General features: G+C 63.0%; 13 protein-coding genes and 1 other RNA gene. 2 read left to right on the top strand and 12 right to left on the bottom strand.

Annotation, left to right across the window (positions count from 1 at the left end; genetic code table 11):
• The 11 genes from ftsW to PHD22_RS05500 all read right to left on the bottom strand — a co-directional run bounded on the left by ftsW (window position 1) and on the right by PHD22_RS05500 (window position 11,293).
• The gene (ftsW, locus tag PHD22_RS05550) at window positions 1–1,233 is read right to left on the bottom strand and encodes a putative lipid II flippase FtsW (protein WP_299863470.1); all 1,233 of its coding nucleotides are present in this window, start codon (window positions 1,231–1,233) and stop codon (window positions 1–3) included.
• Window positions 1,230–2,621, bottom strand: coding sequence for a UDP-N-acetylmuramoyl-L-alanine--D-glutamate ligase (gene murD, locus PHD22_RS05545; protein WP_299863467.1), 1,392 nt, complete (start codon window positions 2,619–2,621; stop codon window positions 1,230–1,232). The genes ftsW and murD overlap by 4 nt, the downstream gene beginning before the upstream one ends.
• 6 nt (window positions 2,622–2,627) lie before the next feature.
• Window positions 2,628–3,716 carry a phospho-N-acetylmuramoyl-pentapeptide-transferase gene (gene mraY, locus PHD22_RS05540; RefSeq protein ID WP_299863465.1) on the bottom strand — a complete coding sequence of 363 codons (1,089 nt, stop codon included), beginning with the start codon at window positions 3,714–3,716 and terminating at the stop codon, window positions 2,628–2,630.
• A 60-nt stretch (window positions 3,717–3,776) separates the two neighbouring features.
• The gene (gene murF / locus PHD22_RS05535; RefSeq protein ID WP_299863462.1) at window positions 3,777–5,153 is read right to left on the bottom strand and encodes a UDP-N-acetylmuramoyl-tripeptide--D-alanyl-D-alanine ligase; all 1,377 of its coding nucleotides are present in this window, start codon (window positions 5,151–5,153) and stop codon (window positions 3,777–3,779) included.
• Complete coding sequence (locus tag PHD22_RS05530; RefSeq protein ID WP_299863459.1) at window positions 5,150–6,670, bottom strand: UDP-N-acetylmuramoyl-L-alanyl-D-glutamate--2,6-diaminopimelate ligase; 1,521 nt, start codon at window positions 6,668–6,670, stop codon at window positions 5,150–5,152. Before PHD22_RS05530 ends, murF begins: the two co-directional genes overlap by 4 nt.
• Window positions 6,667–8,421, bottom strand: coding sequence for a penicillin-binding protein 2 (locus tag PHD22_RS05525; protein WP_299863457.1), 1,755 nt, complete (start codon window positions 8,419–8,421; stop codon window positions 6,667–6,669). Before PHD22_RS05525 ends, PHD22_RS05530 begins: the two co-directional genes overlap by 4 nt.
• On the bottom strand, window positions 8,418–8,684 hold the full coding sequence (gene ftsL / locus PHD22_RS05520; RefSeq protein ID WP_299863454.1) for a cell division protein FtsL: 267 nt from the start codon (window positions 8,682–8,684) through the stop codon (window positions 8,418–8,420). Before ftsL ends, PHD22_RS05525 begins: the two co-directional genes overlap by 4 nt.
• Before the next feature lie 3 nt (window positions 8,685–8,687).
• A complete protein-coding gene (rsmH, locus tag PHD22_RS05515; protein ID WP_299863451.1) occupies window positions 8,688–9,614 on the bottom strand; it encodes a 16S rRNA (cytosine(1402)-N(4))-methyltransferase RsmH in 927 nt (308 codons plus the stop codon).
• Window positions 9,611–10,057 (bottom strand): division/cell wall cluster transcriptional repressor MraZ, encoded by a 447-nt coding sequence (gene mraZ, locus PHD22_RS05510; protein ID WP_299863448.1) that lies wholly within the window; start codon window positions 10,055–10,057, stop codon window positions 9,611–9,613. Before mraZ ends, rsmH begins: the two co-directional genes overlap by 4 nt.
• Window positions 10,058–10,417: 360 nt before the next feature.
• Window positions 10,418–10,807, bottom strand: an RNA gene (rnpB, locus tag PHD22_RS05505) — RNase P RNA component class A.
• A 42-nt stretch (window positions 10,808–10,849) separates the two neighbouring features.
• On the bottom strand, window positions 10,850–11,293 hold the full coding sequence (locus PHD22_RS05500; protein ID WP_299863445.1) for a hypothetical protein: 444 nt from the start codon (window positions 11,291–11,293) through the stop codon (window positions 10,850–10,852).
• A gap of 148 nt (window positions 11,294–11,441) precedes the next feature.
• On the opposite strand from PHD22_RS05500, the gene PHD22_RS05495 reads away from it, so the two are divergent.
• Together PHD22_RS05495 and PHD22_RS05490 are read left to right on the top strand one after the other, a co-directional pair.
• Window positions 11,442–12,605, top strand: coding sequence for a UbiH/UbiF family hydroxylase (locus tag PHD22_RS05495; protein ID WP_299863442.1), 1,164 nt, complete (start codon window positions 11,442–11,444; stop codon window positions 12,603–12,605).
• Between the two features lie 51 nt (window positions 12,606–12,656).
• Complete coding sequence (locus tag PHD22_RS05490) at window positions 12,657–13,373, top strand: DsbC family protein (protein WP_299863439.1); 717 nt, start codon at window positions 12,657–12,659, stop codon at window positions 13,371–13,373.
• A 68-nt stretch (window positions 13,374–13,441) separates the two neighbouring features.
• On the opposite strand, the gene PHD22_RS05485 is transcribed toward PHD22_RS05490, so the two are convergent.
• Window positions 13,442–13,571 (bottom strand): 3D domain-containing protein (locus tag PHD22_RS05485; protein WP_299863530.1); only part of this gene is annotated, 130 nt, incomplete at its 5' end.

Genomic DNA, 13,571 nt, shown 5'->3' with positions numbered 1-13,571 from the left:
TCATGATCCGGCGCCCCGCATGATCTGACGGTTTTCCCAGTCGATCCGCAGCAGGATCGCCAGGGCCACACAATTGGCCAGAATGCCTGAACCGCCAAAACTCATCAGGGGCAGGGTCAGACCCTTGGTGGGGAGCAACCCCATGTTCACGCCCATGTTGATGAAGGACTGGACTCCAATCCAGATGCCTATCCCCTGGGCCACCAGGGCCGCGTAGGTCCGATCAAGCATGACCGCCTGCTTACCGATGGAGAAGGCCCGGTGGATGATCACCGCAAACAGCACGATCACCGTGAGCACACCGGCAAAACCCAGCTCTTCGGCAATCACCGCCAGCAGGAAGTCGGTATGCGCCTCGGGCAGATAGAACAGCTTCTCGATGCTGCCGCCCAGACCCACCCCAAACCACTCTCCCCGCCCAAAGGCGATCAGGGCATGGGAAAGCTGGTAACCCTTGCCGTAGGCATCCTGCCACGGATCCATGAAACCCAGGATACGCTGACGACGATACTCGGAGAAGGTGATCAACAACACGAAGCCGATGGCTGCAACCACTGCCAGAAGCACGAAGAGCCGGACCTTGATACCCCCCAGGAAGAGTACCCCGAAGGCGATCGCAGTGATCACCACGAAGGCACCGAAATCAGGCTCCTTGAGCAGCAGGAAGCCGACCAACAGGATGACCCCCGCCATCGGCAAAAAACCCTGCTTGAAGCTTCTCATCAGGGGCAGCTTGCGGGCGGTATAGTCGGCGGCATAGAGTGCGGCGAAGAGCTTCATCAATTCGGAAGGCTGAAGGTTGACCACCCCCAGGGGCAGCCAGCGCCGGGCACCGTTTACATCCCGCCCGATGCCGGGAATCAGCACGACGATCAAGAGGACCACGCCTGCGATGAAAAGCCACGGCGCCATCTGCTGCCAGTTCTGCATGGAAATCTGAAAGGCCGTGATGGCGGCAATCACACCAATGGCCAGGAACACCGCATGCCGGATCAGGAAGTAGGCTGGCTGATGCCCGAACATCCGGCTCCCTTCGGCGGTGGCGATGGACGCGGAAAACACCATCACCAACCCCAGGAGCAACAGGGCCGCAGACGACCAGATCAACGCTAGATCCAGTTCCCGCTGCTGGCCCATCGGGCGCATCAGACGGCTCGCCGCACGGCGGGTGACCTCACTGGCGTCACCGGAGTGACGGGCAAGGAATTCAGACAGGCCAGCAAGGAGCTTCATGCAGGATGCACTCCGGGCAGGCGCAGCACCGCGTCGATGAATACCTGAGCGCGGTGAGCATAGTTACGGAACATGTCAAGGCTGGCGCAGGCCGGAGAGAGCAGCACCACATCCCCTGCCTCGGCCCGGGCATTGGCCGCCCGCACCGCGGCATCCATGTCAGCCGCGTGGATCAAGGGTACGCCGCACCCCGCCACCGCCGCCTCGATGGTCCGGGCGTCCCGGCCAATCAGCACCACGGCCCGGGCGTAGCGGGCAAAGGCTTCCTTCAGAGGCGAAAAATCCTGCCCCTTGCCATCCCCTCCCACCACCAGAAACACCTTGCGGCTCAAGCCTTCCAGAGCAGCAACCGTTGCGCCCACGTTGGTCCCTTTGGAGTCATCATAATAAATGACGCCATCCCCCCGCTCGGCGACCTTCTCCACCCGATGGGGCAAGCCTGGAAAAACCTTGAGAGCCGCAATCATCGGCGCCCGCGGCAAGCCGGCCGCCTCACCCAAGGCAAGAGCCGCGAGGGCATTCGCCACGTTATGGCTCCCGGCCAGTTGCATTTCATCCCATCTCAGCAGACGTTCATCCCCCCGCACCAGCCAGCGCCCCTCGGGGGTGTCGACCACTCCGAAGTCGTTTGAGCCAGCGGGCGCATCCAGACCAAAGGTCCAGACCCGGCGACCGGGTCGGGCCATTTCGGTGACCCGACGGTCCTGCCGGTTGAGCACCTGCACGCCCTGCCCCTGGAACACTGCGGCCTTGGTGGCGGCATAGTCCGCCAGACCCGCATACCGGTCCAGATGATCATCGGTGACGTTGAGCACCGTGGCCGCCGCCGCGTTCAGGGCCGGGCCGGTTTCCAGCTGGAAGCTGGATAACTCCAGCACCCACACGTCCGGCAGGGCCTGACCTGCATCCTGGCGAGTCATCACCACATCCAGGGCGGCCGGGCTGATGTTTCCGGCGACCACCGCATCGACACCGGTCGCCCGTGCCATTTCCCCCGCGAGGGCGGTGGTGGTGGTCTTGCCGTTGGTGCCGGTAATCGCAATGATCCGGGTGCCGGAGCGCACACCCAGGGCATCCAGTGCCTCCACCAGCAGATCCATCTCTCCCACCACGGGAATGCCCCGGCGACGGGCCTCCACCACCAGTGGCTGACGAGGATCAAGGCCGGGACTGATGGCAAGTCGTGCCACGCCTGCGAGCAGGCTTTCGGCGAAGGGGCCGGAGCACACCTCGGCAGCCGGCGCATCCTGACGGATGCGCTCCACTCCGGGCGGTGTCTCCCGGGAATCCGCCACCCGCAAGGGCACCCCCTGGCGAGCGAGCCAGCGGGCCATCGCCAGGCCAGATTCCCCAAGACCAAGGACCAGCGTGAGTTGGGAAGCAGCCATGATCGTTCAGCGCAACTTGAGGGTGGACAGGCCGAACAGCACCAGCATGATGGTGATGATCCAGAAACGCACGACCACCTGCGTCTCCTTCCAGCCTCCCAGCTCGTAGTGGTGATGCAGGGGCGCCATGCGGAAGATGCGCTTGCCCCCGGAGTACTTGAAGTAAAGGACCTGGACCATCACCGAAAGGGCTTCGGCCACGAAGAGCCCGCCCATGATGAAGAGGACGATTTCCTGACGCACCACGACGGCGATGGTCCCCATGGCGGCACCCAGGGCCAGGGCGCCCACATCGCCCATGAAGACTTCCGCCGGGTAGGCGTTGAACCACAGGAACCCCAGACCGGCCCCCGCAATCGCACCGCAGATCACCGCCAGCTCCCCGGCTCCGGGGATGTAGGGCACCCCCAGGTAATTGGAGAATCCCGTATGGCCCGCCACGTAGGCAAAGATGGCCAGCGCGGCGCTGACCATGACGGTGGGCATGATCGCCAGGCCATCCAGCCCATCGGTCAGGTTTACGGAATGGCTGGTCCCATTGATCACGAAGTAGGTCAGGATTATGAAGCCCACCACCCCCAGGGGATAGGCTACCGTCTTGAAGAAGGGCACGATCAGCTCGAGCTGCGCCGGCACGGACGCCGTCAACCCCAGGAAGCTTGCCGCCGCCAGGGCAATGGCCGAGGTCCAGAAATATTTCCAGCGGCTCGCCAGGCCCTTCGGATCCCGATAAACCACCTTGCGCCAGTCGTCCACCCAACCCACGGCCCCAAAACCGAGGGTCACGAGCAAGACCACCCACACGTACTTGTTGCTGAGATCCCCCCACAGGAGGGTGGTCAGGACGATGGAAATCAGGATCAGCGCTCCACCCATGGTGGGTGTGCCCGCCTTGGTCAGGTGGGACTTGGGACCATCGTCCCGCACCGCCTGGCCGATTTTCTTGGCGGCCAGCCAGCGGATCATCGCCGGACCGAAGAGCAAGGACAACACGAGGGCGGTCCCTGCGGCCAGCATGGTGCGCAGGGTGATGTAACCGAACACATTGAAAAAACGGGCGTCCTTGCCCAACCACAGGGCAAGCTCAAGCAGCATGGCGACTCCCCTGCAGGATTACCGACCCGGCTGCACACCCGACTGCACGACACACACTCATCAAACCTTCTCCGCGATGGCGTCCACGACCCGCTCCATCTTCATGAAACGTGAGCCTTTGACCAGCACCACCGTATTTTCCGTGAGCTCCGCCTTCACCGCGGCGACAAGGTCGTCCACTCGGGTGAAGTGGCGCCCGCCTTCGCCGAAATTGCGCGCCGCAACCTCGCTCATCTCACCCAGCCCGAACAGGAAATCGACGCCCTCGCTCTTGGCGTAGCCCCCGATCTCGTCGTGGTACTGGAAACTTTGCTCCCCAATCTCCCCCATGTCGCCAATCACCAGGATCTTGCGACCCGGAGTGGCGGCCAGTACCGCGATGCCGGCGCGCATCGAGTCGGGGTTGGCGTTATAAGTATCATCTATGACCGTGGCGCCCTGTGCGCCCGTGCGCAAGTGCAGACGCCCCGCGGTACCGGCATAGCCCGCCATGCCCTCCTCAATGGCGCGCAAGGACACCCCCGCAGCCAGGCAGGCCGCCGCCGCCGCCAGCGCATTACGCACGTTGTGCAGGCCCGGGACCTGCAGACGGAACGTGGCCTCACCCGACGGAGTCTGCAAACACACATCACTGGCAAATCCATGGCCGGTGCAGCGAGCCGTCACATCCGCCACGGAGGACAAACCGAAACTCAGCACCCGGCGGCCTGCATTGAGGGACTTCCAGTACGCCGCGAAGGGGTCATCGGCGTTGATGACCGCCACGCCGTCCGCGGACAGGCCTTCATAAATGGCGCCTTTCTCGACGGCCACTTCCTGCACGCTGCCCATCCCGAGCAGATGGGCCCGCTGGGCATTATTGACCAGCGCCACGGTGGGCTGGGCCAGACGGGTCAGGTAACCGATCTCGCCTGGATGGTTCATGCCCATTTCGATGACTGCAGCCCGGTGGTTGCCCGACATCCGCAGCAACATCAGGGGCATCCCTATGTCATTGTTCAGATTTCCCCGGGTCGCCAGCACAGCCAGATCCGGATCAAAACCCTCCAGGCGCGCATGAGCCCGTAAGATCGCTGCACACATCTCCTTGACCGTGGTCTTGCCATTGCTACCGGTCACCCCAATCAGGGGAAGCTCGAAACGGGAACGCCAGCCAGCTGCCAGCTTGCCCAGGCCAATGCGGGTGTCGTCCACCACCAGCAAGGGCAGCGGAACATGATTGGACGCTGCCCAGGCCCGATCCACCATCGCGGCCACGGCTCCTTTGCCGGCCACCACTGAAATGAATTCGTGACCATCAAAATGCGCTCCCCGCAGGGCCACGAAGAGCTGACCGGACTGAATGGCGCGGGAGTCGGTACTCACGGACAGGAAGGAGGGCTTGCCCCCTACCGCAGTGCCGTCGGTCGCCAGCGCGGCTTCCTGAAGATCCATCATGACAGGGCTCCCTGGGCATCATTCCAGGCTTCAAGGGCGGCTCGGGTCTGCTCCACGTCGGAAAAGGGATGACGCACGCCATGGATTTCCTGGTAGGACTCGTGGCCCTTGCCGGCAATCACGATCACGTCATCGGCGGCAGCAGCAAGAATGGTCTGGCGGATGGCGAGCGCACGGTCGGCGATGACCTCAACCCCTGCGCCGGCCCCAGCAACAACATCACGCAGGATGGCAAGCGGATCTTCAGTACGTGGATTGTCGCTGGTCAGCACGACCTGGTCCGCCAGACGACTGGCCACCTCCCCCATCAGGGGGCGTTTGCCCGGATCCCGATCTCCACCACAGCCGAATACGCAAACCAGCCGACCGTTACGGGCAGTGACCGTTGCCCGGACCGCCGTCAGAACCTGCTCCAGGGCATCGGGCGAATGAGCATAATCCACGACGACGAGGGGATCGCCGATCCCACCGATGGTCTGCATGCGCCCCACCGGCGGGGTCAGATCCTCGGCAACCGTGGCGGCCTCTTCGAGGGTGAAGCCAGACGCCATCAGGGTACCGATCACGGCCAGCAGATTGGAAACGTTGAACTGCCCCACCACATTCGGATGCATGTCAGCGGACTCGTTGCCGCAGCGGGCAACAAAGCGGATGCCCGCTGCGGTGGTGGTCAGGCGGTCCGCCAGCAGCAGGCGATTGACCGATGCAGCACCGGCATTGCTGGGAATCAGGGTGTAACCGATGACCTCGAGCCCCGAGCCTGCCAGACGACGTGCCTGCTCGACACCAAAACGGTCATCCAGATTGAGAACCACCGAACGCAGGCCCGGAGTATCGAAGAGACGCGCCTTGGCAGCGCCATAACTCTCCATGGTGCCGTGGTAATCCAGATGATCCCGGGTAAGGTTGGTCAGGACCGCCACGTCGAAGTGAAGACCGTTGAGACGCCCCTGGTCGAGACCGATGGAGGACACTTCCATGGCCACAGCCTGAGCGCCCTCATCGCGGAAATCCGCAAGGGTGCGGTGGAGTGTCAGGCTGTCGGGGGTGGTGTTGAGGCTGGACTCCAGCTTGCCCGGATAACCGATCCCCAAGGTTCCGATCACCCCGCAGCGGCGACCCAGGGCACCATAGGCCCGACTGAGCCACTGGGTCACCGAAGTCTTTCCGTTGGTACCCGTGACACCAACGATCCACAAATCCGCCGACGGATGCCCGTGGAGCGCATCCGCCAGATAGCCGGATAGACCATTCAGGCCTTCCACCGGCAGATTGAAGACCTGCAGATGCTCATCCCACTGATGTCCCTGCTGTTCCCACAGCACCGCTGCGGCACCCGCATGAACGGCATCCTGGATGAAGCGCCGGCCGTCGACCCGGTGCCCCGGAAACGCAAGAAAGACATCACCTGGCTGCACCCGACGGGAATCGGCACACAGGCGCAGCGGACCGATGCCGGCCGCAGCGAGTTGATCGAGCAAGCAGCGCACGGCCTGCTCGGCAATGGCTGGACTCACATGGCCTCCCTGACCGGAACAAAGCTGCCATCCCGAGCCACCTGCAGGGGCTTGAGTGGCGCATCCGGCGGGACACCCAGGGCCCTCAGGGACCCCCCCACCACCTGGGCAAAGATGGGCGCGGCGACTTCTCCCCCATAACGCTTGCCATTACTGGGCTCGTCAATCATGACCGCCACGATCAGGCGGGGATCGGAGATCGGTGCAATGCCAACGAAGGAGGCCACATAACGGCTGGCATAACGCCCTCCGACAAGTTTCATGGAAGTCCCGGTCTTGCCCCCGACACGGTAGCCCGGCACGTTGGCCTTCTGGGCCGTGCCACCGGGCTGTACCACCATTTCAAGCATCTGACGCACTTCGCGGGCGGTCTGGGGGGAGAACACCCGGGATCCATGCACCGGCGGCGTATCTACCCGCGACAGGGACAGGGGCACCATATCCCCGTCCCGGGCAAAAACCTGATAGGCATTGGCCATCTGCATCAGACTGACGGAAATACCATGACCGTAGGAAATGGTCGCCTGTTCGATCGGCTTCCAGTTCTTGGCCGGGCGCAGACGCCCGCCGACCTCTCCCGGAAAACCCAGCTTGAGGGGGGCGCCAAAGCCCAGGTCATCGAGCATCTTCCACATGGTTTCCGGCGGGAAGGCCAGGGCCATCTTGGCCGATCCGATGTTCGAGGACTTCTGGATGACCTGGGCAACCGACAGCGCGCCATGGGGGTGAGCATCGGAGATGGTGGCCGAACCGATGGTCATCCGTCCCGGCGCACAGTTGATGACGGTGTTCGCGGTGACCTTGCCCTTTTCCAGGGCCATCGCTGCCGTGAACGGCTTCATGGTGGAACCCGGCTCATAGGTGTCAGTCAGGGTGCGGTTACGCAACTGATCGCCGGTGAGCTTTCCCCGATTGTTGGGGTTGTAGGTGGGCGCATTGGCCATGGCCAGCACCTCCCCCGTCTTGGCGTCCAGCACGACCACCCCGCCTGCCTTGGCCTTGTGTTCGGCCATTGCCTGCTTGAGGGCTGCATGGGCCAGATACTGGATCTTGCTGTCGATGGAGAGCAGTACCTCCCTGCCATCCTGAGGCAGGCGAATCGACTGGACATCCTCCACCACATTCCCCCGGCGATCCTTGACCACCCGACGGGAACCGGGCTTGCCTGCCAGCTGGGATTCAAACGCCAGTTCGATACCCTCCTGGCCCTTGTCATCCATACCAGTAAATCCGAGTACGTGCGCCATCACTTCACCACCGGGATAGAAGCGGCGGTATTCCCGCTGATCATGAATACCGGGGAGCTTGAGGGCTGCAACGCGGTCGGCCAGCTCGGGAGAAACCTGGCGCTTCAGAAAAACGAAGTCCTTGCCGGAAGCCAGTTTTTGATTGAGCTCGTTGACATTCATTTCCAGCAGCGCCGCAAGCTGGCGGGTCTGGGAAGGATCCAGCTTGGCATCCTCCGGGATCGCCCACACCGACTTGACCGGCGAGGACTGGGCCAGCACATCCCCCTGGCGATCCGAAATCTTGCCCCGGGTGGCCGGAACCTGCAGCACCCGGGCGTAACGGGACTCCCCCTTGGCCTGGAGAAACTGGTCATGCACGCCCTGCAGGTAAGCAGCCCGCCCCACCAGCGCCAGGGATCCTAGCAGCAGGCATACCAGCACGAAACGGGGCCGCCACACCGGCAGCTCCGAGCGCAGGAGAGGATTGCGATTGAAGGTAACACCCTTCTCGACCTTGGTCATGGCCTCTCCTCGATGGCAACGATCTGCCCGGACTGGGGCGGACGCATCACAAGTTTCTCCCGGGCCAGCTTCTCCACCCGGGCATGGGCGGCCCAGGTGCTCTGCTCAAGCTGCAACTGCCCCCACTCCACCTCCAGCTGGCGGGCACGCTGGGTCTCACGCTCCACTGCCGAGTAGAGCTTCCGGGCCTGATGCTGGGAAGCCACCACCCCAAGACTGCTCGCTACCACCACCATCAGCAGAAAACCGATCAGACGCGCCATGACTCAAGCCTCCGCCCGTTCCGCCACCCGCATGACTGCACTGCGGGAACGTGGGTTGGCTGCAATCTCGGCATCGGACGGACGAAGCTGCTTCCCCACCAATGCCAGCCGGGGTTTGGGCAGATCGGCTGCACGCACCGGCAGACGTGCCGGCAACTGAGGCGGCCGCGACTCGTCACGCATGAACCGTTTGACGATGCGGTCTTCAAGGGAATGAAAGCTGATCACGACGAGCCGGCCTTTCGGCGCCAGCGCTGTCACCACCTGAGGCAGGACTAGCGACAGCTCTTCGAGCTCTTGATTGACGCAAATCCGAAGAGCCTGGAAGGTGCGCGTCGCGGGGTGCTGACCCGGCTCGCGTGTGCGGACCGTTTTCTCCACGAGCGCGGCAAGCTGTCCAGTGGTTGCAACATGCCCCCCTGCCCGAGCAACAACAAGCGCCTTTGCAATCTCATAAGCAAACCGTTCTTCACCGTATTCCCTCAGCACCCGGGTTATTTCGGAGACCGACGCTTCCGCCAGCCACTCTGCCGCGGTCACGCCGCGGCTGGTATCCATACGCATGTCAAGCGGCGCATCGAACCTGAAGCTCATGCCCCGCTCTGCCTCGTCCAGCTGGGGAGACGACACCCCCAGATCCAGCAGCACGCCATCCACCTGCGCAACCCCCCGGTCAGCCAGCGCCTCGGCAAAATCCGAGAAGGGCGCATGCACCAGCTCGAAGCGGGAATCCACAATCTGCCGGCCGGCCGCAATGGCCCGGAGATCCCGATCAAAAGCGATCAAGCGCCCCTCCGGACCCAGCCTCTCGAGCACAGCCCGGCTATGACCTCCCCGACCGAACGTGCCATCCACGTAAACACCGTCCGCACGGATGGCCAGCGCCTCGACCGCCTCATCGAGGAGCACAGTAATGTGCTGCGCGCTCACAGCGGCAGGGTTTCCCAGCCAGCCGGCATCAGCTCGGCACCCAGGGCAAAAATCTGCTCCTGCTGCTTCTGCCAGCCTGCGTCCGACCAAAGTTCAAAATGATCCCCCAACCCCACCAAGTGCACTTGTTTCTCCAGCTGCGCAAAGCTGCGCAGCTCAGGGGCAATCAACACACGCCCGGCGGAATCCACCTCTTCTTCGCGGGCAAAACCCACAAGCAGTCGCTTGAGGAGGGCGGAATGCTGTTCAAGACTGGAACCAGCCAGGACTTTGTCGCGAATGGGCTGCCAGGCAGGGGCGGGATAGATCAAGAGACACCGATGAGGATGGGCTGTGAGAACGAGCTGGTTTCCGGCAAGTTTTGCAAGCGCGTCGCGATGCCTTGCGGGGATCGCCAGGCGACCCTTTGCATCGAGACTGAGCGCTGCTGCGCCTTGAAACATGCTCCTCCCACTTTTTACACAGACAGACCGGGAAAACACACTTTTCCCCACTTCCATCCACTTTGCCCCACTTTAGAGCAAAAGACAGGGGCGGTCAAGCTGGCCTGAGCGTAAATTTCTTTTTGACACAAGCACTTAGCAGCAAAACAGGGGCATCTTGAGAAATCCGCTTATAAATCAATGACCCTACAAAAAATTGCAAAAACGCTTGATTGATCCAGAAACCCGGAAAGACACCAAAAGCCCACAGAAGGTGAGCATCATTCTTCAAGGCAGGAGGTATGGCTCATGTGACGCAGTGCACCCAAACTGCAGTCAAAGGAGCACATCTGGGGGGGGAAATGGAGGCAATTCGGAGAAATGGGAAGTTCGCCGATAAGCCGGGTTCTGTCGAGCGGCACGATCCAGGGACCGCACCACCGGGCAATCATTCCTCTGGTCGACGTGTTGCCACGCCGCTCTAGCAGCCTACCCGGGGACTCAGCGAGCAGCCTCAACGCCCCCCTATTTGGCCTTGCCCCGGATGGGGTTTACCGTGCCGTCCGTGTCACCACGTCCGCGGTGGGCTCTTACCCCACCGTTTCACCCTTGCCTGATCCCTTTTCAGGGCCATCGGCGGTCTGCTCTCTGTTGCACTTTCCGTCGCTTTCACCCGAAGGCTATGGCGCCCGGCCGTTAGCCGGCATCCTGCTCTATGGGGCCCGGACTTTCCTCGATGCCAACAAGCACCGCGATTGCCTGGCGAACTTCCCGGCAAACAGTATACCGGCTCGGCCACAATCGTGCCGGAACTTACCGCGGTGACAGGGGCTGACTGAGGCGGGCGGCATTCTCGACCACCGCTCCCAGCACACACTCCAGGCGTCGCTCAAAGAGCGGCGCATCCACCCCTCCCCAGACACTGACCTTTTCGCCAACATCAACCCCGACATCAATCTCGCCACAACCATCAGGACCCGCCAATCCAGGCAGCCGGGCCGCCAGAGGACGGTTGAGACGGCCGCCCTGCGTGAAGACCACGACCACATCCTCGGAGCGCTGGTCGACACCGACGCTGGCAACACCTAGCGCCCGCAACACACCACCGAAACGGGTCTCCACACGCTCAGCAACCCCCTTGCGGGCGGGCTCCGGAGCGCCCGACGCACTCTGGAAATACACGACGACCCCAACCGCAATAAAGGTCAGGGCACACAAAACAAGGGCAAACTTGCGGACATCCATGCGCACAAGCATAAATCAGACTCTGCAAAAACCGTGACAAACCTGCCCTGGGGCCCAACACACCCTGCAGTGTCGCGCAGACGACAGGACAGATCAGCGCCCCTTCCGCGGGTGACTTCCCCCCCGCCCTGCGGCACAATCCGGACGCAGGAGACCAGCCATGAAATTCGATGTACTCATCGTGGGCGCCGGACTTGCTGGCGCCGCCCTCGCTGCAGCCCTGCGCAGCAGCAGCCTCAAGGTCGGCATCGTCGAAGCCCGCCCCCCCTTCCGGCCAGCCGGCTGGGATGCCCGGATCTATGCCATCAGCCCGAACAACGTGGAATTCCTATCGGCCATCGGGATCTGGCAGCACCTGGACCCCGGACGCATGACCGCGATTTACGACATGGAAATCCACGGGGATGCAGGAGGCCAACTGGACTTTTCCGCCTATGACTGCGGCCTGCGGGAGCTGGCATGGATCGTCGAGTCCAGCCTGATGCAGAACGAGCTCTGGGAGACGGTCAAGCGACAACACAACGTCACCCTGCTCTGTCCAGCCGAGCCCCAAGCCCTCACGCTGGACGCGGATGCCGCCCACCTCACCCTAGCCGATGGTCGCCGCATCGAGGCAAAGCTGATCGTGGCGGCCGACGGTCGCGACTCCTGGGTCCGCGAGGCCGCGGGCATACGCGTCCGCACCACGCCCTATGACGAGAAAGGTGTGGTCGCCAACTTCCGCTGCGAAAAACCCCACCTCAATACCGCCTTCCAGTGGTTCCGCCCGGATGGCGTACTGGCCTATCTGCCCCTGCCTGATCAGCAAATCTCCATGGTCTGGTCAGCGCCAGATGCGCTGGCCGATGAACTCACCGCCCTGCCAGCCGAAGCCCTGTGCGCCCGGGTCGCCGACGCCGGAGAACATCGACTGGGCCATCTGGAGCTCATCACGGCTGCCGCCGCATTCCCCCTGCGCCTGATGCGGGTGGACACCGTCGTTCAGCCCCGCCTGGCCCTGATCGGCGATGCCGCCCATGCAATCCACCCCCTGTCGGGCCACGGCATCAACCTCGGCTACCAGGATGCCCGGGTACTGGCAGGGCAACTCACCGACCTGGACAACTGGCGCGACCCAGGGGAGCTGAGGGTCCTGCGTGCCTATGCCCGGGCCCGGGCTGAAGAAACCGCGCTTCTGCAATACACCACCCACGGCCTCAACCGCCTGTTCAAACCTGCCGACCCATTCCTTTCGGGCCTGCGCAATCTCGGGCTGAACCTCACCAACCGCCTTCCGGTCTTACGCAACGCGCTGGTACGCTATGCGGTTGCCGGGCGCTTCTGAACCCCACTTTTGAACCTTCCCCCGGGCCCCGCCCCTCTGGAGATCTACCGGATGAAAATGCCCTTCGTACGCTCGCTGCTGGCCAGCTTCTTTTTCGCAGCGGGTGTCGCCCACGCCGACGAAGCCTCGGTCAGGAAGAACATGGAAAACTTCCTCAACGCCCCCGCCGTGGAGAGTGTCAAGAAAACCCCCTACGGCGGCCTCTACGAAGTCGTGCTGAAATCCGGTGAGCTGCTTTATACCGACGACAAGGTCGGCTTCATCATCGACGGCAGCCTCATCGATGCCAAAAGTCGCAAGAACGTAACCCAGGCCCGCATGGCCCAGCTGATGAAGATCGATTTCGCCACCCTACCCCTCGAGCAGGCCATCAAGCAGGTCAGGGGCAATGGGAAACGGATCATCGCCAGCTTCGAAGATCCCAACTGCGGTTATTGCAAGCGCCTGGCAAAGGATCTGCTCAACCTCAAGGACACCACGATCTACACCTTCCTGTACCCGATCCTGAGCCCTGACTCCACGGAAAAATCGAAGAACATCTGGTGCGCCAAAGATAAGGCTGCCGCCTGGAACGACTGGATGACTGCAGGCAAGATCCCCCCCGCAGCGGCTGCCAGCTGCGACACCAGCGCGGTCGACAAGAACGTCGCCCTGGGGCAGAAACTCAAGGTCAGCGGCACCCCGACCATTTTCACGGCTGACGGCAACCGTCTCCCTGGCGCCGTCCCCCTGGCCCAACTGGAACAGGCCATGAACCAGGTGAAATAAAATCGGGGCGGGGAGCGCCCGAACCTGGGCCTGCGCCTGCCCGCAGCCCCAGGAGTCTGCAGGGGGTGCTAGCGCGGGACCTGCCCCTGGGGCCACAGCACCCACATCTCGCCCTTCTGGCGCATCCTGCCGGCCAGGGCCCCCGCCTCAGCCCCGTAGCCCCAGAAAAAATCACCCCGCACCCCTCCCTTGATGGCG

Source organism: Zoogloea sp. (genome assembly GCF_028693495.1).
Classification (GTDB): Bacteria; Pseudomonadota; Gammaproteobacteria; order Burkholderiales; family Rhodocyclaceae; genus Zoogloea.
Note: the sequence above shows the minus strand (reverse complement) of the source record. Positions and strands in the feature narration are given on the sequence as shown.